The following is a 20,901-nucleotide window of genomic DNA, read 5'->3' on the forward strand; positions in this document are numbered from 1 at the left end:
GCGCTAACTGCGAGCGCTCGTGTGGTCGCCGTTCAGACGTGGGCACTAAGGCATCCGCCACCTTTTGTGGAGTTGGGACCTGTTCGGCGGTTTTATGAGCGCAGTAACTCGGGTTGGTCTTCAAGGCTGCCTTTGGACAGGACTACAGGTGTCGCGGCACTGAGCGGTCCGATGGAAAAATGAGAGAGGATTTGCAGATCGAACAGGTGCGGTTGCGGGACAGTAACATGTCCGTCAGCCTTCTCAACTACGGAGCAATCACCCAAGGGTGGTGGATTGGTGATACGCCGTTAATCCTCGGATATGACGATCCCCAGGCCTATCTGAGCGACCCCTTTTATCATGGGGCAATTGTTGGGCGGGTGGCAAACCGGATCAAGGACGCGAGCTTTGAACTCGCGGGTACGCGATACAGGCTGGATCCGAACGAGGGCGCCAATACCCTTCATAGCGGGGCCGAGGGCCTGTCCCGCCAAATCTGGACACTGCAGGAACTTTCGGATCGTGAGGCGGTGATGACTTACCTCTCAACCGATAGCGAAGGCGGCTTTCCGGGCGAGGTCAGGTTTGAGCTGCACGTCTCGCTCAGTTTTCCCAATCTGATGTATACCATCACGGCCCAGCCGGATCGGCCAACACCGATCAGCATCGCGCAACATAACTACTACACGCTTGGCAGTCCTATGGGCGTTGAAGATTTCACCCTGCAGGTGAATGCCGGGCATGTGCTGGAGACGGACGCGCAGGGTGTGCCAACCGGCAACCTAAAAGACTTAAAGAACACGGGGCTGGATTTCACGCAGCCGGGTCGCCCGGGCAAAAACGTCGATCATTTCTACGTGTTCGACAACGACCGCGATACGCAGCAGCCGATCGCCAAGATTGACGCCGTAAATGGGCTGGGACTGCACGTGTTTTCCGATCAGCCCGGGGCGCAGGTCTATTCTGCTGGTTCATTGGGGGTACCGTTTCACTCCGGCGCTGGTCTGTGTATTGAGCCATCAGGCTATCCCAACGCGCCCAACATCAACGCGTTTCCAAGCATGGTTTTTTCACCTGAGCGGCCCTATCATCAGACACTTACACTCAAACTCACAGGGACCTAGGCATGAGGGTATTTTCGGCGATTGGAATGATGGGATTGGCCTCGGCCGCACAAGCGCTAGAGCTTGGCCCACCTCCCGAATTCGCGGAACCTGATCTGGCCGTTGTCGAGTTGGGGCAGTTGCTCTTTTACGATCCCATCCTGTCCGGCAACCGAAATATCAGCTGCGGGTCCTGTCACCATCCGCGTTTGGGCACGTCAGACGGGTTGTCGCTCGGCGTGGGTGAGGGCGGCATCGGGCTTGGCATGACACGGGCAATGGACCCGGAAAACCGCCCGGAACAGCGCATTCCCCGCAACTCTCCGGCCCTGTGGAACCTCGGCGCGGACGAGTTCACTGTCTTCTTCCATGACGGGCGGCTTGAGGCCGACCCAAGCCGCCCCAACGGCATCCGCACTCCGCTTGGAACGCATATGCGGCCGGGGTTCAAATCCGCCCTCGCGGCGCAGGCCATGTTCCCGGTGCTGTCGCCGGACGAAATGGCCGGTCATTACTCCGAGAATGAAATAAGCAAAGCTGTGCGCCTGGGTCTGCTGACACAAGAGGGCGGGGCCTGGGACCTGATCGCCGCGCGTGTCGTGGCTATCCCAGAATATCAGACGCGGTTCGAAGACGCACTGCCGGGTGAGGAGATCACCTTTACGACGATTGCCAACGTCATAGCCGATTTCATCGCCTTCGAATGGAGGGCCGACAACAGCCTGTTTGATCAGGCGATGCGCGGAGAGGCCGAGCTGTCGCCCGAGGCCCAGGCTGGATTGGATCTGTTTTACGGTGAAGCGGGGTGTAGTTCCTGCCATTCAGGTTGGCTCCAGACGGATTACGGGTTCCACGCCATCGCCATGCCTCAGATCGGGCCGGGAAAAGGTGCGCGGTTCGAAAGTCATGCTCGCGACGATGGTCGCATGCGGGTGACCGGTGAGGCCGATGATGCCTTTGCCTTTCGCACACCGTCACTGCGCAACGTGACCCTGACCGCCCCTTATGGCCATAGCGGAGCCTATGCCGAGTTGGAGGATGTGGTGCGCCACCACCTTGATCCGGTGAGGTCGTTGCAGCGGTATTCGCTGGAACAGGCAAGTCTGCCCGCGTTTCCGGGGGCCGATGATCAGCGGGCTTTGGTTGAAACGACCGAGGCCATCGCTGCTGCCAATAGCTTGGAGCCGGTTTCGTTGAGCGACGATGAGGTAAACTCGATCCTCAGTTTTCTGAACACCCTTGAAGACCCGGCCCAAAGGCTTGGTGTTCCCGAAACCGTTCCCAGCGGGCTGCCTGTGGATCAGTGATGGAGGCGGATGATCTGGTTGGCGTCATACGCCTGCCAGTCGCCTGTGGAGCCATCCGGCCAGATCATCCGCAGCTCGACCGCCTCAGCCGATCCCAGGCCGAAATGATGCAGGCCTGACGTCCCCCCTGCATGGCCTCCGCCAATGGTGATTTCGCGGGTCTGCAAGCCCGACGGCGTTCGCATCTCGATAAACCCGCCCACCGCAGCACGGTTGGAGGTGTTCTGAGAGACATCGACAAGAACCCAGTTTCCAGCGGTAGTTGTGTTCTGGTGAACCTCCAACGGCGCGCCCCGGTTGACGACCACCAAATCCAGTTGGCCATCATTGTTCAGATCGACCAACGCGCCGCCCCGTGACTTGGCCATCGAGGCCACGCCCGCCTCGGCGGCGGTTTCGACAAAGGACCCATCAGGCTGTTGCAGCATCAGATTATTCGGGTCGTTCAAGGCCGCTACCGGCATCTGTTCGACATTTCCCTTGGTCACGAAAATATCGTCCAGCCCGTCGTTGTTGGCGTCTCCGAACTGCGCATGCCACCCGGTCGAAGGCCGCCCGTCGCCGCCGACATGCGGTCTGTGCGCCGTGGTGCCTTTCTCATAGGTCGCATCGCGCCAGGTCGGGCTGTCGTTTGAGGGGTCAAATACCTGAAACTTCTGGTCGCCCATCGACGTCAGGTAGACATCGGAGAACCCGTCCCCCGTGAGATCGCGCGAGGCGATCCCCATCCCCCAGATCGAATAGGGCAGCCATCCGTCGTCTTCGGTGTACAGCCGCGGTTCGGCCTCCATCGCCCAGAGCTGCTCTTGCCCGCCGCGCACGTAGTAGTGGCGGTCATTGCTGACCCGCAGGTCTGCCCGACCCGTGCGCGCCCAGTCAGAGAATAAAATTGACAAAGAGCAGTAGCCGGGCTCCAGCGGCGTTGGTGCGCCGTATCCTGATCCTTCGGGACGATAGAGGAGCGTCGGACCGCAGGTCTCGAACGGCCCCTCAGGATCAAAACGGTCGACATAGGTTCCGAAGGCCAGCTTTGGCAGCGTCTCGCCGTCCTCCCACGTGGCCGAGAAACCAGTGCTCCAATGATCATCTGATTGGAAGTTCAGATCGGCAAAAGGGGCAAACTGGCAGTCGGGCTGGCCTTGCAACAAAAGGTCCTCACCAACCCTCAGAACCGCCAGATCCTGAAAGCCGTCGCCGTCGATATCCAGTGGATAGGCCCCGGTCACACCGGTCAGTGACAGCGCCTCTGGTGTGTCGACGCGGAAAGAGAGATCGCCGCCCGAGGTGTTGCGAAACAGCTGCGACGGGTTTGATCCACCCGCGGCGAAGAGGTCGGGCAGGCTGTCTCCGTTGCAGTCGAACACCGCAACGCCTCCGCCCACGAAGTGTTCCCAACCGCCGTCATAGACATGTTCGGCAACCACGATCTGCTGAAAGCTTGGTACGGGCTGATCGGCCGCAACAACTGTTGTGCTTGCCAGTAGGAGGGCGCACTCACGATGCATGGGTCGGCATCTCGCGTATCTTCAAGGTTGAGACCTGTTCGATGGCATAGGCAATGGCGCCCTTGGCCCACATGGTGTCATCCCACTGGTTGACCTTGATGTCGGGTAGGGGGGCATCGACGTGAACGACCCCCTTACGTATCCGCTCCATCACGCTGTCGGAATAGAGGTGCTGAAAGCTGACCTGACTGCCCGAGATGATGATACATTCGGGATCGAACAGATTGATCAGGTTCGAAACGCCCATGCCGAATATCTGACCGGCCCGATCCAGCACGGACAAGGCATGTTGATCACCGGACTGCGCGTTGTCATGCAGGTCGGCAATGGTGATCTGGTCGCGATCCTGACCGGCAATCGAGGCCTCTCGGATCAAGGCGTATTCCCCGACATAAGCTTCAAGACATCCGTGCTGGCCACATTGGCAGAGCGCCCCGTCCAGTTGTACCTTGGTATGGCCAAATTCGGCCCCGCATCCACGTTCGCCTCGGTAGAGCTTGCCGCCCAGCACGATCCCTAGGCCGACACCGTGTTCTATCGTGATAACAAGGAAGTTTCGCAGCCCCTTGCCCAGCCCGAACAATTGTTCCGCCTTTGCAACAAGATTTGCGTCGTTTTCAATGAAGACTGGGCAATCAACCTCTTGCTGCAGAAGCGGGCCAAGGGGCACGTTCCGTTCCGAGATCGAGGAGGACCAATGGACAAAGTTATGCTCGGCATCAATCAGGCCCGCGATCCCGATCGAGACCCCTGCGATATCCGACATTGAAACGGACGCAGCCGCGCAGGCGCTTTCCAGCGCCTTTCGGATGGTTCGGGCAAAGTCGAGCGGGGTCATGCAGGCTTCGACCAGCGGGTATTTGATCGACGCAATCTCGAGCCCTTCGAAATCTGCGATCAGAACCGAGACATAGTGGCGTGTGACCTTGAACCCCGCGATCAGCAATGATCCACCGTTCAACTTAAGCAAAACACGGGGCCGCCCGCGCCGAGGAGATCCAGACTGAGGATCGCCTTCAACCTCATGGATCAGCCCCGCAGACAACAGGTCTGCCGTTGCGGTGGTAACGGTGGCGGGGCTGGTCTGCAAAGCACCCGCAATATCAATGCGCGAGATCGCCCCCTTGCGGCGGATATGCTCCAGCACGCGCAGCCGCGTTACGTTCCGCTGCTCGTTAGAGATAGAAGAGGCTTTGTTTTTCAGCATCTTGCCCTCGCGAATCTCATCTTGGCATTCACCTTAGTCAGATTCTCATGTTAGCGATAGCATAAATATTTTGCCGACTGAAATAAATGTGCTACTCAGGTAGGTGAAGTCCTCGAATCACTTCAAAAGGACTCGAACAACCGGGAGGAAAGCATGAAGAAATTCCTAAGCATTTCAGTCGCAGCGGCCCTTATGGGTACGGCTGCCTTTGCTGAAACCGTCGTTGGCGTCAGCTGGTCGAACTTTCAGGAAGAGCGTTGGAAGACTGACGAAGCCGCGATCAAATCCGCGCTTGAGGCGGGTGGGGCCGAGTATATCTCTGCCGACGCGCAGTCGTCTTCTGCAAAGCAGCTGGCGGATATTGAAAGTCTGATCGCCCAGGGCGTGGACGCGCTGATCATCCTCGCGCAAGACTCGCAGGCGATTGGCCCGGCGGTTCAGGCCGCAGCAGACGAAGGTATCCCGGTTATCGCATATGACCGCCTGATCGAAGATGATCGCGCCTTCTACCTGACCTTCGATAATGTCGAAGTTGGCCGCATGCAGGCCCGCGCGGTGTTCGAAGCGATGCCCAAGGGCAACTACGTTATGATCAAGGGCTCTCCGACCGACCCGAACGCGGACTTCCTGCGTGGCGGTCAGCAAGAGATCATTCAGGCCGCCGTCGACAGCGGTGACGTTGTAATCGTCGGCGAAGCCTATACCGATGGCTGGCTGCCCGCGAACGCACAGCGCAACATGGAGCAGATCCTGACGGCAAACGAAAACAACGTGGACGCCGTGGTTGCCTCGAATGATGGTACTGCCGGTGGTGTTGTTGCTGCGCTGACGGCGCAGGGCATGGAAGGTATCCCTGTCTCGGGTCAGGACGGTGACCATGCCGCTCTGAACCGCGTCGCTCTGGGCACCCAAACCGTGTCTGTCTGGAAAGACGCGCGTGAGCTGGGCAAAGCCGCAGGCGAGATCGCAGTCGCGCTGAGTGGTGGCACGGCTGCAGGAGATGTTGAAGGCGCGGTCAGCTGGACGTCGCCTGGTGGCACCGAGATGACTTCGGTCTTCTTGGCACCGGTTCCGATCACAAAAGACAACCTCTCGGTTGTTGTGGACGCAGGCTGGATTCCGCTGGAAGACCTGTGCCAGGGCGTGGAAAACGGCCCAGCCCCCTGTAACTAAACTACTATAATTCCCGGCCTGCGTAGGCGGGCCGGGATCCCAATCGCTGAACATGAAAGATCGGATATGACCGAAACTTCGTCTCAGCCGGTACCCCAGAAAAGCAAGCAAAACTTGTTCCAGCAGCTTGAGCTGGATATGCGGCTATTGGGTATGATCGGCGCGTTTATCATCCTTTGCATCGGGTTCAATATCGTCACTGATGGGCGTTTTCTGACCCCTCGCAACCTGTTCAACCTGTCCATTCAGACCGTGTCGGTTGCGATCATGGCCTGTGGCATGGTGTTCATCATTGTGATGCGCCACATCGACCTTTCTGTCGGCGCCTTGCTGGCGACGACATCCGCCGTGATGGCCATGACCCAGACCGAGCTTTTGCCGAACATGCTGGGCATGGGCCTAAACAACCCGGCCACCTGGGCGATCACTCTGGTCGTTGGGCTTGCGGTCGGAACCCTTATCGGGGCTTTTCAAGGCTGGATGATCGGGTACCTGACAATTCCCGCCTTCATCGTGACCCTCGGAGGCTTTCTGGTCTGGCGCAACGTCGCCTGGTACATGACCGATGGCCAGACCATTGGCCCGCTGGATAGCACATTCCTGATGTTCGGCGGCACCAACGGAACGCTTGGCACTACGGCCAGTCTTCTGTTCGGTCTTGCCGCCACAGCCGCCGCGATCTGGGCGCTCTGGAGTGCGCGCCGGTCCAAGGCCGCACATGGCTTCCCGGTCAAACCCGTCTGGGCGGAAACAACGCTGGCCGGGATCATCGGCATCGCGATCATGGGCTATGTCTTCATCGTCAACAGCTACGCCATCCCGACCCGCCGGCTCGAGCGTATGTTCGAAGCGCGCGGCGAGATTATGCCCGAGGGTCTGGTCGTCGGCTATGGCATCCCGATCTCGGTTCTGATCCTGATCCTGGTGGCCGTCACACTGACCGTCGTGGCCCGCAAGACCCGGTTCGGTCGCTATATTTTTGCAACTGGCGGCAACCCCGACGCGGCTGAGCTTTCGGGCATCAACACGCGCATGATGACCGTCAAGATCTTTGCCTTGATGGGCTTCCTTTGCGCGCTGTCAGCTGTTGTGGCTTCGGCCCGTCTGGCCAACCACTCGAACGACATTGGTACGCTGGATGAGCTTCGTGTTATTGCTGCAGCCGTCATCGGCGGGACAGCCCTGTCCGGTGGTCTGGGGACGATCTATGGTGCGATCCTGGGGGCCCTGATCATGCAGGCGCTGCAATCGGGGATGGCGATGGTTGGTGTGGATGCTCCGTTCCAGAACATCGTCGTCGGTGCTGTGCTCGTCCTGGCTGTCTATATCGACATCGTCTATCGCAAACGTCTGGGAGCGAAATGATGCAAGCTGAAGAAACGCAGAGAACAAATTCGGGTCGCGGCTCTGGCAAGCCGCCTCTGGTCGAAATGAACGACATCTCGATTTCCTTCGGGGGCATCAAGGCGGTGGATCACGTGTCGGTCGACCTCTACCCCGGCGAAGTTGTGGGCCTGCTGGGCCATAACGGGGCAGGGAAGTCCACGCTGATCAAGGTCCTGTCCGGCGCCTACCAGATGGACAGCGGCGAGATCCGGATCGACGGTGAAAAAGTCGAGATCAACAACCCTCGGGACGCGCGGGCCAACAATATCGAGACGATCTATCAGACGCTCGCTTTGGCCGACAACCTAGACGCCAGCTCGAACCTGTTTTTGGGGCGCGAAATGGTGACACCGATGGGCTTGGTCAACGACGCCGCGATGGAGGCCGAGTGCCGCAAGATCATGGGCCAGCTGAACCCGAATTTCCAGAAGTTCAATGACCCGGTCTCGGCCCTGTCTGGCGGTCAGCGTCAGTCGGTTGCAATTGCCCGGGCGGTGTATTTCAACGCGCGCATCCTGATCATGGATGAACCCACAGCCGCATTGGGACCGCATGAGACCCAGATGGTTGCGGAACTGATTCAGAAACTCAAGGCGCAGGGGATTGGGATTTTCCTGATAGACCATGATGTGCATGCTGTGATGGAACTATGTGATCGGGCTTCGGTCATGAAGAACGGTCAATTGGTCGGAACCGTCGACATCCCCGATGTCACCGATGATGATCTGCTGTCGATGATTATTCTGGGCAAAAAGCCCGGCGAAAAGACTGAGTGAGGGAAGACAATGGCGAGTGGTTTCTTTCAAGAGATCGAAAAGATCCGGTACGAAGGCGAAGACAGCAAGAACCCGCTCGCCTTTCGTCACTACAATCCGGACGAGGTCGTCATGGGCAAACGCATGGTGGATCAGCTGCGTTTCGCCGTCGCGTGGTGGCACTCGTTCGCCTGGGAAGGGGGCGATCCGTTTGGTGGCCCGACGCTTTTGCGCCCCTGGCATCCGCAGGATGATATGGGCCGGGCCAAGATGAAGGCCGACATCGCGTTCGAGATGTTCGACATTCTCGGGCAGCCCTATTTCTGCTGGCACGACGCGGATATCCGACCCGAACAGGGCAACTATGCGGATAACCTGAGAACTCTGGAAGAGATCACTGACTATATCGGTGAGAAGATGCAGGTCTCGGGAACCAAGCTGCTTTGGGGAACGGCCAATATGTTCAGCCATCGCCGCTGGATGGGCGGGGCCAGCACGAACCCTGATCCAGACGTGTTTGCCTTTGCCGCCGCCACGGTGAAATCCTGCATCGACGCGACCCATAAACTGGGGGGCGAGAACTACGTGCTGTGGGGCGGGCGTGAAGGCTATGAGACGTTGCTCAACACCGATATGGGGGCTGAGCTTGATCACATGGGCCGGTTCCTGAACATGGTGGTCGAGTACAAGCACAAGATCGGCTTCAAGGGCGCCATTCTGGTCGAACCCAAGCCGCAGGAGCCGTCCAAGCATCAGTATGACTACGACGCTGCCACTTGCATCGGCTTCCTTCGCAAGTACGGCCTTGAGGACGAAGTCAAGCTGAACCTCGAACAGGGGCACGCCATTCTGGCCGGTCACAGCTTTGAGCATGAGATCGCAACTGCGACGGCCGAAGGCATGCTGGGTTCCATAGATATGAACCGCAACGACTATCAGTCGGGTTGGGATACGGACCAATTCCCTAACAATACGCCCGAGGTCGCATTGGCCTACTATCATATCCTCAAGGCCGGAGGCTTCACCACGGGCGGCACCAATTTCGACGCGAAGATCCGGCGTCAGTCGATCGACGCCGAGGATCTGATCGCCGCACATGTGGGTGGTATGGATATCTGCGCGCGCGGATTGAAAGCGGCCGCCGCCATGATCGAAGATGGCGGGTTAGAAGCCGCGCTGGTGGACAGATACGCGGGATGGTCGTCGGACACCGCACAATCCATGCTGTCCTCTGGTCTGGATGAAATCACGGCCCGCGTCTTGGCCGAGGATATCAATCCGCAGCCTCGCTCTGGTCGGCAGGAAATTCTCGAGAACTACGTCAACAGGTTCGTTTGAACCGCCACGTTCGGGCGGGCTTCCAGCCCAACAACTCTACCAAAGGCCCGCTGCACGACCTGAGTGCGCGGGCCTTTTTTGGGTTAGCCGCTCGGATCGACCTGTTGATGAACCTCGATCACGTTGCCCTCAGGGTCTTGAAAGAAGACCTGATGCCATTCTTTTGCGAAGGTGGTGCCGTAGTCAGAATAGGGGATGCCGCGCTCGTCCAGCAGCTCCAGGAACGCAGGCAGGTCATCGGTACGAAAGGCGATATGGCCGCGTTCCACCGGGTTGATCACTTGGCCGTTCTTGAAGGCGACGTCAAAGGCACGCTCGGCCAGATGCATCTGCATGTGGCCCTCGGTCGCAAAGCGGATCTTGCCGTCATAGCCGCTGTCCTCATTGGCCTCGGTCCGTGGGAAATTATCTTGCGGGATGTTATCCAGCCCCAGCACGTTGGTGTAGAAATCGTGCATACGATCAACATCTTCGGAAACGAAGTTGATGTGGTGGAATTCCAGTTTCATGCTCTGCCCTTACCCTGAACCTTAGGTGTCTCAGAACCTCTAGCATGTCGGGTTGTTGCTGTGGATGGCAAATTGAAAGGCGACCCCTTTGCGCGGGGTCGCCCGTTTCTTTATTCGAAGTTGTAGGGCACGCCGGCCTGATTGATGACGCTGTTATACTCTTGGAAGATGCCGATGATCTTCTGGTGGACTTCGCCTTCCTGAGCAATCTCGTCCCAGAACTCCTTGGCCGCGTTCTCAACCTCGGCCCATTCGCCGGGCGGAACCGAGCGCAGCTCCAGCTTATCCCCATTGGCTCGCAGCGCCGCTTCGCCACCCCAGTACCACTGATTCCGATAGGTGTGTCCGGCCTCGATCCCGGCCATCACGACGGATTTCAGGTGATCCGGCAATTCGTTCCAACGCTCTTGGTTGGCGAACCACGATCCGATCCATGCGCCCGAGATGTTGTTGGTCAGGAAGTAGTCGGTCACATCGGCCCAGCCGACCGTGTAGTCCTCGGTAATGCCGGACCATGCCATGCCATCCAGCTCACCTGTCTGAACGGCCACTTCGGCGTCTTCATAGGGGATGTTCACCGGAACCACGCCGAACTTGGAAAGGAAGCGACCTGCGGTCGGGAAGGTATAGAGCTTCAGCCCATCCAGATCAGCGACCGAGGTGATTTCCTTCTTGGTGTTAAAGTTGCATGGGTCCTGACCTGCGGCGGACAGCCATTGCACACCGACCTTGGCGTATTCGTCGCGCCAGATATCAGCCAGACCGTACTGGTTAAAAAGGACAGGAACGTCGAGGATGTGCTTGGTTGCGAAGGGGAAATACCCTCCGAACACGCGCAGCGGCGTGGGCGAGGCCATCGAGTCATCGTCCGAATGCACACCGTCGATGGTGCCGCGCTGAAGCGCCTGGAACAGCTCTCCGGTGGGGACGATCTGGTCGGCATAGAAAAGCTCGATCTCAAGCTCGCCATTGGCGTTGGCATTGATGTAGTCGATGGCTGGTTTGGTCACATGCTCACCCAACGCACCCCCTGCGTAGGTCTGAAAGCGCCATTTGATCGGGGCCTGCGCTTTGACGATTGCGGGCGCTGCCAGCGTCGCAGGCGCGGCCAAAGCAGCAGTGCGTAAAAATCTGCGTCTTGTTGTGGTCATAGTCTTCCTCTCCTGTGCTTTTTGTTGAAATCGAACCGGTTTTTCCGGCTTCTTCTCTTGTATGCTCAGTTTCCGTAGACGACGCCCGGAAGCCACAATGCGATGTCGGGGAAGGCCATGACCAATCCCAGCGCCACAGCCATCACGCAGACAAACGGGATGATTGAGCGGTAAATGTCTTTGATCGTCACCTCAGGCGGGGCCATCGCCCGCATCAGGAACAGGTTATACCCGAAAGGCGGTGTCATATAAGCTATCTGGCAGGTGATCGTGTAGAGCACGCCATACCAGATCAGGTCAAACCCAAGCGCGCCGACCAGCGGCACGTAAAGGGGCGCGACGATGACCAGCATGGCCGTGTCATCGAGGAATGTCCCCATAAGTAGAAAGCTCAGCTGCATCAGGATCAGGATGATCCACGGGTTCAGGCCGAGTTGAACGGTAAACAGGTTCTCAATCGCTTTCACAGCGCCTAGACCGTCGAAGACAGCCCCGAAGGCGAGTGCGGCGAGGATAATCCACATGAACATGCAGGTGATACCCAGCGTCTGCTTGATCGAGGTTTCAAAGACCTGCCATGTCATGCGACGTTTAAGAACGGCCGCCATAAAGGCCGCAATTGCTCCCAAAGCCGAGCTTTCCACCAAAGATGTCCAGCCATTGACAAAGGGCACCATCATCACAGCGAAGATGCCCAGCGGCAGCAGGCCGGCCACTAGCAGGCGCATCTTTTCGCCCCATGTGACCTCTGCGCGTTCCTCCGCGCTCATCACAGGGCCAAGCGCCGGATTTATGCGGCAGCGGATGGCGATATAGATGATGAACATCGTGGCCATCATCAAGCCAGGGATCACCCCTGCCAGCCAGAGTTGCCCGACAGGCTGGCGCGCGATCATGGCATAAAGAACGAGTACGACAGAAGGCGGGACCAGAATGCCCAGAGACGATCCGGCCTGTATCACGCCGGTGACCATCAGCTTGTCATAGTTGCGGCGTAGAAGCTCGGGCAGGGCGATGGTGGCGCCGATCGCCATCCCAGCCACAGACAGCCCGTTCATTGCCGAGATCAGAACCATCAGGCCGATGGTGCCGATGGCCAGCCCTCCGGACAGGCCGCCCATCCAGACGTGGAACATCCGATAGAGGTCATCGGCAATCCGTGACTCGGACAGGATGTAACCCATGAAGATGAACATCGGCAGGGTCAAAAGGGGATACCAGCGCATCACCTTGATCGCCGCCGCAAAGCCGAGATCGTATCCTCCGCGGTCGCCCCACAGGAAGAAGGCGGCGATTACGGCGACAAAGCCAATCGCGCCAAAGACCCGCTGACCGGTCAGCAGCATCAGCATCATGGTCGAGAACATGAGCGCGGCAATCAGTTCGTAGCTCACCCGCGATGCCCTCCTTCAAGGTCTTCGGGGGCCATGTGGACGGGCTCATCATCCTTTTTGCCCATGTCAAAGCCTTTTAGGCGCAGGATGTCCTTGCAGAGTTCCGATATCGCCTGAAGCAGCATCAGAAAGATGCCGATAACCATGATGGTCTTGATCGGCCAGATATAGGGCCGCCAAGCCGAGGACGAGCGCTCACCGCCATACTGGAACGAATACATCAAGCTGTCCCAGCCACCCCAGAGTAGAAAAGCGAGGTAGGTAATCAGAAACACCACGGTAAGCGCGTCGATCTGGCTTTTCTTACGGTCCGTCCATTCACCATAGAGCAGATCCATCCGAACATTCGCGCCCATCTGCATCGCGTAAGGCCCGCCCAGCATGTAATAGGCCACCATCGCGAATTGGGCCATTTCAAGCGTCCAGAGGGACGGCACGAAGAACGTCTTGGAGACCGAGGAATAGAGCAGGATCGCCATCATCACGAAGATGCCATACATGATCACGCGACCCAGCATCCGGTTGGCGCGGTCGATGAGCCGCACATAAGTCATCATGGGTCCTGTCACGAGGGGCAGACTTTCAGGCGTTTGGGGTCATCAGACCGAACGCAACCATGCCGAGAGCGATGCTGACAGCAGCGCGTGATCCGGGCAATGCATTGGTTTGATTCAGTGTTTTTGCTCACGCTGGTATCAGAACGAGATGGTTGGATTCTGTCAAGCACGGCTTCGGCTCAGGGCTTGCAAAACCCGACTCAGTGGTGATTGCCCGAAAATGGCCCGCCTTTTGGGCGAAATGAAACTGTTGACGCTGCGCTGCCATCTGAGAAGGTGACAGAACTCAAACGCCCTCGCAGAGCAGGTAGAACATGGCCAATCAATCCCAAGGCGAAGCCGTTTTCCTGAGTGGCAGCCTGATGCGACATGTCACGCGCATGTCTCTGACAACCAGCATCGGCCTGATGGCGATCTTTGCGGTCGATTTCGTCGACATGGTGTTTATCTCGATGCTTGGCAATGACGCGTTGGCCGCCGCCGTGGGATATGCCGGAACGCTTCTGTTTTTCACCAATGCAATCAATATCGGCCTGTCGATCTCGGCCGGAGCGTTAACAGCACGGGCCTTGGGGGCAGGGCGGCCGGAAGAGGCGCGGAAATATGCCTCGAGCGTGGCCACGCTGGGTCTGTGCGTTGGGCTGGTAACCCCGGTTCTGGTGCTTTGGAATCTAAGCGCGTTGCTGTCGCTTTTGGGGGCTGAGGGCGAGGTGTTGAGGCTTGCCACACGCTATGTCTCGATCATTCTGCCGACCATGTGGGTGATGGCGATTGCAATGGTCGCAATGGCGGTTCTGCGGGCGCATGGGGATGCGCGGCGATCCATGATGGCCACGATCTATGGCGGCGTGGTGAATGCGGTTCTCGACCCGATACTGATCTTCGGGGTTGGTTTGGGGCTCGACGGTGCAGCGATTGCATCGGTGCTGGCGCGGATCTGCATGCTCGCCGCTGCGCTTTGGCCCGCCCTGCGCGTCCACCGAGGCTTTGCCCGCCCATCGCTGGGGCAAGTCGCATCCGATCTAAAACCAGTCCGGGCCATCGCGATCCCGGCCGTGCTGACCAATGTGGCAACCCCGATCGGCAATGCCATCGTGGTTCGTGAGATTGCCGAGTACGGAACGGATGCCGTGGCCGGAATGGCTGTGATCGGGCGACTTTTGCCGGTGGCGTTCTCGGTCATCTTTGCGCTGTCTGGGGCAATCGGCCCCATCATCGGGCAAAACTTCGGGGCCGAGCAGTTCACCCGCGTGCGCGAGGCCTTTCTGGCCGGCATCAAATTTACTGCGATCTACGTTCTTGGGATGGCGGCGGTCCTTTTCCTGTTGCGCGCACCAATCGCGGATCTGTTCGCGGCCGAGGGCGAGACCCGCGTGCTGATCTACCTGTTCTGCGGGCCTCTGGCGCTGGCGTCTTTCTTCAACGGTGTCATCTTCGTCGCCAATGCCAGCTTCAACAACCTTGGCCACCCGGTCTATTCCACATGGATCAACTGGGGCCGCCATACCGTGGGCACTTGGGTCTTCGCCTCAATCGGATCGGCACTGGCCGGGGCGTCCGGAGTTCTGTTGGGGCAGGCTTTCGGAGGCATCATCTTCGCCGCGATCAGTTGGAATTTGGTCGGCCGTGTTGTGTCTAGCTTGGAACGCGCGCAGGAGATCGACCCGTTTGCAGGTCAGAACCGCTTGCATTCTCTGTTTGGCCGTCGCGGCTGGTAGCACGAGGCAGGTGCCGGTGAACCATGGCTCTGCGACTGCCATAGGTTCAATGATCAGTTTGTGGTCGAAACGGTCGAAGGGCGTAACACGCTGGCGGAGGTTTGGGGTTCTGGAACGAAAGGTTGCCAGAGTGTTTTGCACGAATTGAACTGTAGCAACCACAACTGGAAACGCATCAATAGAAGCTACAGCGAGAGGCAACAAAGACAAAACAATGCAAGATTGAAGCCAGACTTCTGATTTTCTTTTAAATATTGAATACTGGTGAAGTGGCAGCCCGTAGGGGAATCGAACCCCTCTTTCCAGGTTGAAAACCTGGCGTCCTAACCGATAGACGAACGGGCCACTGAGCCTTGGCTCACAAGCAAAAATGGCAGCCCGTAGGGGAATCGAACCCCTCTTTCCAGGTTGAAAACCTGGCGTCCTAACCGATAGACGAACGGGCCACGCTAGCTTGTGGAGGGCCTTTTACGGTTTCACCCCGACCCCCGCAAGCCGAAAAATGCAGGGATGCGAAAGTTTTTTGACCTGTCCCGCCGTTGCCCTGAAACCGGTCATTTTGCCTCGGCCGCGTCCTCAAGACGAAGCTGTACGTTTTGGCGACCACCCCATGTGTTAACCTCAAGCCGACCGGCGAAATGAAAGCGCGCGCCGCCGTGATTTGAGAGCTTTTCACCCATCGGCCCGTCAAAAGCTCCGAATGCGATCGCGTCCAGCCCGCCGCCAAGGCCATCCGCAAGCGAGAGTTTCAAATGCGACTCGCCCACCCGTTTGGCAAAACGCACCTGCAGGTCGGGCAGGGCGTAGCGCGGGGCAGGGGCGCTGGCCCCAAAAGGCCCTGCTTTCTCAATCTGTTCGATCAGATCAACGGTCGCGGCGCCGGGCATCAATGCCCCGTCGAGCTTCATGTCTGCGGGACCGCCTTGACCTGCGCCTTGTTTTTCCAGCAGTTCTGACAGGCGCTGCATGGCCGGTTCCAACTGATCGCGCATGACGGTCAGCCCGGCCGCCATCTTGTGACCGCCGCCTTTGACCAACAACCCCTCAGCCGCCAGTCGCTGGATCGAGGCCCCCAGATCAACGCCCGAGATCGACCGCCCCGATCCTTTGCCTTCATCTCCGTCAAAGCCGATCACAATCGCCGGGCGGTTGGCGTTTTCCTTTAGGCGTGAGGCGACGATACCGACGACGCCCGGATGCCACCCTTCGCCAGCTGCCCAGACCAAGGGCGCGTCCAAACCGCGCTCCTCCGCCTGCTCAAGCGCAGCAGCGCGTACGGCATTTTCGATATCGCGCCGTTCAGAGTTCAGCGTGTCCAACCGCTCAGACAAGGCCTGCGCTTCGTGCAAAGAGTCAGTACTGAGCAACCGCGCTCCAAGGTCGGCCTGACCGATACGCCCCCCGGCGTTCACCCTCGGTCCCAACAGAAACCCAAGGTGATAGCTGTTCGGTGCCGCATCCATCCGAGCGACATCCGATAGCGCGACAAGACCGGGGCGCTGACGGCCTGCCATGACCTTCAAACCTTGTCGGACCAAAGCGCGGTTCGCCTCGATCAACGGGGCAACATCGGCGACAGTCGCCAGCGCGACCAGATCCAGCAGAGGCACCAGATCTGGCCCTTTAGCCCCGGCCTCCCGCATTTGCCGCCCAGCCTCGACCAGCATCAGAAAAACAACGCCCGCCGCACAGAGATAGCCCAGATCGCCGCTTTCATCCTGCCGGTTCGGGTTCACCACGGCCACACAATCCGGCAAAGTCTCACTGCCCAGATGGTGATCCAGCACGATCACATCAGCCCCTTTTGCTCCAGCGATCGGGTCATGGCTCAACGTGCCGCAATCTACGCAGATGATCAGATCATGCGAGGCTGCCAACGACTGCATCGCAGGCACGTTCGGCCCATAGCCTTCGTCAATACGGTCCGGCACATAAAGTGTCGCTTGCAGACCCATCTGACGCAGCCAAACGAGCAGCAGCGCTGCCGAGCTACCGCCATCCACATCATAATCCGCAAAAACCGCGATCCGCTGCTTTTCACTGACCGCTTTCAAAAAGCGGGTCGCAGCGGTCTCCATATCCTTCATGCTGCGCGGATCGGGCAAAAGCTCTTTCAGCTTTGGCTCCAGAAAACCGGCAGCCTCCATCGGAGGGACGCCCCGCCGCGCTAACACCTGACAGACTGCACGAGGCAAACCGGCCTGCTGCACCAACATTTCCGTCGCGCGCTCTACCTCGGGCGCGGGCCCTACCCAGCGCCGGCCTGTCAAAGATTGCTCAACCCCAAGAAAACTCATCGCGCCTCTCATATGCCAAGGCCGGACCCATTTGGACCCGGCCTCTTCATCTTTTCACAGATACTCCCGCCGAAGGTATCGGCGCAAGCCGCTTAGGCTTCGTCGTGCGACCACATTGGCGTGCGGTAGGACATGCGGCGAACCGATCCGGTTTTCGAGCGCATCAAAAGGGTGGTGGTTTCAACCCAGCCCGGCTCGCGCTTGATGCGCGGCAGCAGAGAGCCACCGGTTACGCCGGTCGCGGCAAAGATCACATCTGCGGTCACCATCTCGTCACGAGCATAAATCCGATCCAGATCGGTGATGCCTGCCTTGGCGGCGCGGCCACGCTCGTCATTGTTGCGGAACAACAGACGGCCAAAAATTTGACCACCCATGCATTTCAGAGCAGCAGCGGCCAGAACGCCCTCGGGCGCGCCACCTTGGCCCATATACATGTCGATGCCGGTGGTTTCGCTTTCGGCGCAATGCATAACACCCGCCACATCGCCATCGGTGATCAGGCGGATCGAGGCACCGGTTTCTCGCACCTCGGCGATCATCGCCTCATGGCGCGGACGCTCCAGGATGCAAACGGTAATATCGGCTGGTTCGCACCCCTTGGCCTTGGCCAATGCCTCAACACGTTCGCGCGGGCTCATGTCGAGCGAGACGACGCCTTCGGGGTAGCCGGGGCCAACGGCCAGTTTGTCCATATAAACATCCGGCGCATGCAGCATCGAGCCGCGCGGGCCCATGGCGATCACGGTCAGCGCGTTTGGCATGTCCTTAGCAGTCAGCGTAGTGCCTTCCAGCGGGTCAAGAGCGATATCCACGCCGGGGCCTTCGCCGGTGCCAACCTCTTCGCCGATATAAAGCATCGGGGCCTCATCACGCTCGCCTTCGCCGATGACCACGACTCCCGCGATATCCAGCAGGTTCAACTGCTCGCGCATCGCGTTCACGGCGGCCTGGTCGGCGGCTTTCTCGTCACCGCGTCCCACCAGCGAGGCCGAGGCAAGCGCGGCCTGTTCCGCGACCCGCGCTAGGCCCAAGGACAGCAGGCGGTCGTTAAAATCGATTTTGGCAGCGTTCATGCGTTGTATTCCTTTGGCAGGCAATGGCGTTTCGTCTGGCATAGCCTGCGGATGGCGCAGGCTGCAAGGGTTCAGACCTGTTCAATCCGAAGCGCGACAGGCTCACCCGCAACAACATCGGTTGTGCGGAACCCCTCTAGCGCCACGTCCAGAGTGGCCCGCGTGGTTTTGTGCGTGACAATCAGAACAGGGGCTGTGCTGTCGCTGTGGCCGTACTGCCGCATCCGGTCAATCGACACGCCCGCGTCGCCCAGAATGGCCGCAACCTTGGCCAGCGCACCGGGTTTGTCCAGCAAACCCAGACGCAGGTAATAGGGCGCAGGCAGGCCTGTGATGGCTGGGGTGGCATCTTCAAGGCCAGCGGCCGGGCGCCCGAAGGTCGAGATTTTAAGACCCCGTGCCAGATCGCAAACATCGCCCATCACCGCGCTTGCAGTCGGGCCTTCACCAGCACCAGGGCCGCGCAGCACCACTTGTTCAACTGCGTCGCCTTCGATCACCACCATATTGGTGCCGCCTTCGAGCTGACCAAGCGGCGAGTCGCTGGGCACGAGGCAGGGCTGCATGCGCTGTTCCAGGCCGCGCGCGGTGCGTTGCGCAAGACCCAGCAGCTTGATCCGGTAGCCCATGTCATGGGCCTGATGGATATCGTCGAGGCTGATTTGCTGGATGCCTTCAATCTCGATCCCGTCGAAATTCGGTTTCGTGCCGAACGCGATCGAGGACAGCAGGGCCAGTTTATGCGCCGCATCAATGCCGCCCACATCCAGGTTCGGATCCGCTTCGAGGTAGCCCAGTTCGGCGCATTCGTCGAACAGCGCGTTATAGCCTTTTTCCTGCGATTGCATGCGGGTCAGGATGTAGTTGCATGTGCCGTTCATCACGCCCATCACGCGGGTGATCTCGTTTCCGGCCAGACCTTCGGTGAGGGACTTGATCACCGGGATACCTCCGGCGACGGCGGCCTCGAACCGGATCACGCGGCCTGACGCTTCGGCTTTTTCGGCCAGCTCCTGACCATGGATGGCGAGCAGTGCCTTGTTGGCCGTGACAACATCCTTGCCGCTGGCGAGCGCCGCCTCGACCGAGGCTTTGGCTGGGCCGTTTTCGCCGCCCATCAATTCGACAAACACGTCCACGTCATCGCGTTTTGCCAAAGCCACAGGATCGGTTTCCCACGCAAAGTCCGAAAGGCTTACGCCCCGGTCCTTGCTTGAATCGCGGGCAGAGACGGCGACGATTTCAATCGGGCGTCCGGTGCGTGCCTGCAGCAGATCGGCATGACGCCGGACAATCCGGACAACACCCACGCCAACAGTTCCCAAGCCCGCAATTCCAAGCCGCAGCGCCTGTGTCATCCCGTGGGTTCCTTTCGCTCGTACCAGTCTGATTTCGGGCCTTTTGCCCGTTCAGCGCTGCCTTAGCCGGTTCAGGGCACGGGCGCAATCCGTCACGCGTTGGCCGGGGCTGGGAAAAGACGATCTTTAGTTGATCTGCGCGTTTTGCAGCGCTTCGGCTTTCTTCGCCAAAGCCTCGCTCCGGGCAGTCAGGTCCTGCTCTACGGCTGAGGCTTCGCTGACCGGATCGGCAGGTGCGCCCAGGACGTTGGGTAGGGGCAAAAGGTTGGGGTAAGGCGCCGTCTTGACCGCACGGGATTCGCTGCCCTCCAACTCGGGGAAGTTGGTGCATCCGGCAAGGGTCAGGATCAGAACCAGAACGGGCAGGCGCTTCATAACAGGTGCTTTCACAAGGGACTGGTCTTGTGATGCCTCTTTTACCCGATCTGTTCAAGCGGGGTTCTATCTGAACATACGTTCAGATAGTGTCGGTCCATGGCTCGTACACAGGGATCACATTCGGACATAACCGGCCCGCGCATCCGCAAGGCAGCGTTGGGTCTTTTTGCGCGCCATGGCTATGCCGCCGTTTCGATGCGCCAGATCGCCAAAGAGGTCGGCGTTCAGGCCGGGGCGCTGTACAACTACACGCCTGACAAGCAAAGCCTGTTGTTTCGCCTGATGCGCGACCACATGCAGGAGCTCCAGCAAACCTATGATGCCCTTGGTGAAACCGGCGACGCGCAAGAGGCTCTGCGCCGCTTTGTCGGGTTCCACATCCGGTTTCATCTGGAACGCCCCGACGAGGTTTTCATCGCCTATATGGAGTTGCGCAACCTGACGCCGAACAACTTCGCAGAGATCGAGGATCTGCGCCGCGCCTATGAGGATTCTCTGGAGCGTATCTTGAGTGAGGGCCAAAAAGCCGGTCACTTCGCGATCTCGGACACCAAGATCGCCACGCTGGCGGTGATTGCGATGCTGAATGGTGTGATGACCTGGTATCGCTCGGGTGGGCGATTGTCGTTGGACGAGGTCGAGCAGATCTATTGGGACATGGTCCGCAGCGCAGTGACGGCCTGACCCAAAGATGGCTCAGGCTTGAC

18 protein-coding genes and 2 tRNA genes are annotated in these 20,901 nt (G+C 59.1%); 8 read left to right on the forward strand and 12 right to left on the reverse strand.

Going from position 1 to position 20,901, the window contains the following annotated elements:
* The first annotated feature begins 179 nt into the window (after window positions 1–179).
* Window positions 180–1,106: an aldose epimerase family protein gene (locus ACR0AI_RS00700; protein ID WP_480671398.1), complete on the forward strand. Its 927-nt coding sequence runs from the start codon at window positions 180–182 to the stop codon at window positions 1,104–1,106.
* A gap of 2 nt (window positions 1,107–1,108) precedes the next feature.
* A complete protein-coding gene (locus ACR0AI_RS00705; RefSeq protein ID WP_480671396.1) occupies window positions 1,109–2,392 on the forward strand; it encodes a cytochrome-c peroxidase in 1,284 nt (427 codons plus the stop codon).
* On the opposite strand, the gene ACR0AI_RS00710 is transcribed toward ACR0AI_RS00705, so the two are convergent.
* Window positions 2,386–3,897, reverse strand: coding sequence for a CRTAC1 family protein (locus ACR0AI_RS00710; protein ID WP_480671394.1), 1,512 nt, complete (start codon window positions 3,895–3,897; stop codon window positions 2,386–2,388). The genes ACR0AI_RS00705 and ACR0AI_RS00710 overlap by 7 nt on opposite strands.
* Complete coding sequence (locus ACR0AI_RS00715; RefSeq protein WP_480671392.1) at window positions 3,887–5,104, reverse strand: ROK family protein; 1,218 nt, start codon at window positions 5,102–5,104, stop codon at window positions 3,887–3,889. Before ACR0AI_RS00715 ends, ACR0AI_RS00710 begins: the two co-directional genes overlap by 11 nt.
* A 153-nt stretch (window positions 5,105–5,257) precedes the next feature.
* Between ACR0AI_RS00715 and xylF the strand changes: the two genes are divergently transcribed.
* The 4 genes from xylF (at window position 5,258) to xylA (ending at window position 9,756) form a co-directional block, all read left to right on the forward strand.
* Entirely contained in the window at window positions 5,258–6,277 is a 1,020-nt protein-coding gene (xylF, locus tag ACR0AI_RS00720; RefSeq protein ID WP_170642309.1) for a D-xylose ABC transporter substrate-binding protein, read from the forward strand.
* 66 nt (window positions 6,278–6,343) lie between these two features.
* The gene (locus tag ACR0AI_RS00725; protein ID WP_170376204.1) at window positions 6,344–7,642 is read left to right on the forward strand and encodes a sugar ABC transporter permease; all 1,299 of its coding nucleotides are present in this window, start codon (window positions 6,344–6,346) and stop codon (window positions 7,640–7,642) included.
* Window positions 7,642–8,439, forward strand: a complete 798-nt coding sequence (locus ACR0AI_RS00730; protein ID WP_480671389.1) for an ATP-binding cassette domain-containing protein — start codon at window positions 7,642–7,644, stop codon at window positions 8,437–8,439. Before ACR0AI_RS00725 ends, ACR0AI_RS00730 begins: the two co-directional genes overlap by 1 nt.
* A 9-nt stretch (window positions 8,440–8,448) precedes the next feature.
* Window positions 8,449–9,756, forward strand: a complete 1,308-nt coding sequence (gene xylA, locus ACR0AI_RS00735) for a xylose isomerase (protein WP_480671387.1) — start codon at window positions 8,449–8,451, stop codon at window positions 9,754–9,756.
* Between the two features lie 83 nt (window positions 9,757–9,839).
* Here the strand turns inward: xylA and ACR0AI_RS00740 are convergent, their stop codons facing one another.
* The 4 genes from ACR0AI_RS00740 to ACR0AI_RS00755 form a co-directional block, all read right to left on the reverse strand.
* Window positions 9,840–10,265 (reverse strand): VOC family protein, encoded by a 426-nt coding sequence (locus ACR0AI_RS00740; RefSeq protein WP_480671385.1) that lies wholly within the window; start codon window positions 10,263–10,265, stop codon window positions 9,840–9,842.
* Window positions 10,266–10,375: 110 nt separating this feature from the next.
* Window positions 10,376–11,416, reverse strand: coding sequence for a TRAP transporter substrate-binding protein (locus ACR0AI_RS00745; RefSeq protein WP_480671383.1), 1,041 nt, complete (start codon window positions 11,414–11,416; stop codon window positions 10,376–10,378).
* A 65-nt stretch (window positions 11,417–11,481) separates the two neighbouring features.
* Window positions 11,482–12,810 carry a TRAP transporter large permease gene (locus ACR0AI_RS00750; protein ID WP_480671381.1) on the reverse strand — a complete coding sequence of 443 codons (1,329 nt, stop codon included), beginning with the start codon at window positions 12,808–12,810 and terminating at the stop codon, window positions 11,482–11,484.
* Window positions 12,807–13,367 (reverse strand): TRAP transporter small permease subunit, encoded by a 561-nt coding sequence (locus tag ACR0AI_RS00755; RefSeq protein ID WP_480671379.1) that lies wholly within the window; start codon window positions 13,365–13,367, stop codon window positions 12,807–12,809. Before ACR0AI_RS00755 ends, ACR0AI_RS00750 begins: the two co-directional genes overlap by 4 nt.
* A 314-nt stretch (window positions 13,368–13,681) precedes the next feature.
* Here ACR0AI_RS00755 and ACR0AI_RS00760 point away from each other — a divergent pair, with 314 nt between their 5' ends.
* Entirely contained in the window at window positions 13,682–15,085 is a 1,404-nt protein-coding gene (locus tag ACR0AI_RS00760) for an MATE family efflux transporter (RefSeq protein WP_480671377.1), read from the forward strand.
* Window positions 15,086–15,355: 270 nt separating this feature from the next.
* Here ACR0AI_RS00760 and ACR0AI_RS00765 read toward each other — a convergent pair.
* The 6 genes from ACR0AI_RS00765 to ACR0AI_RS00790 form a co-directional block, all read right to left on the reverse strand.
* Window positions 15,356–15,430 (reverse strand) — tRNA-Glu (locus ACR0AI_RS00765).
* 26 nt (window positions 15,431–15,456) lie between these two features.
* Window positions 15,457–15,531, reverse strand: a tRNA-Glu gene (locus ACR0AI_RS00770).
* 108 nt (window positions 15,532–15,639) lie between these two features.
* Window positions 15,640–17,382: a single-stranded-DNA-specific exonuclease RecJ gene (gene recJ, locus ACR0AI_RS00775; protein WP_480671375.1), complete on the reverse strand. Its 1,743-nt coding sequence runs from the start codon at window positions 17,380–17,382 to the stop codon at window positions 15,640–15,642.
* Window positions 17,383–17,474: 92 nt separating this feature from the next.
* Window positions 17,475–18,458, reverse strand: coding sequence for a class II fructose-bisphosphatase (glpX, locus tag ACR0AI_RS00780; protein WP_480671373.1), 984 nt, complete (start codon window positions 18,456–18,458; stop codon window positions 17,475–17,477).
* A 71-nt stretch (window positions 18,459–18,529) separates the two neighbouring features.
* Window positions 18,530–19,816: a homoserine dehydrogenase gene (locus ACR0AI_RS00785; protein ID WP_480671371.1), complete on the reverse strand. Its 1,287-nt coding sequence runs from the start codon at window positions 19,814–19,816 to the stop codon at window positions 18,530–18,532.
* Window positions 19,817–19,942: 126 nt separating this feature from the next.
* On the reverse strand, window positions 19,943–20,206 hold the full coding sequence (locus tag ACR0AI_RS00790) for a hypothetical protein (protein WP_480701233.1): 264 nt from the start codon (window positions 20,204–20,206) through the stop codon (window positions 19,943–19,945).
* Between the two features lie 84 nt (window positions 20,207–20,290).
* Here ACR0AI_RS00790 and ACR0AI_RS00795 point away from each other — a divergent pair, with 84 nt between their 5' ends.
* On the forward strand, window positions 20,291–20,878 hold the full coding sequence (locus ACR0AI_RS00795) for a TetR/AcrR family transcriptional regulator (protein ID WP_480671367.1): 588 nt from the start codon (window positions 20,291–20,293) through the stop codon (window positions 20,876–20,878).
* The last annotated feature ends 23 nt before the right edge of the window (window positions 20,879–20,901 follow it).

The sequence above is a fragment of the Ruegeria sp. BG3 genome (genome assembly GCF_056538485.1).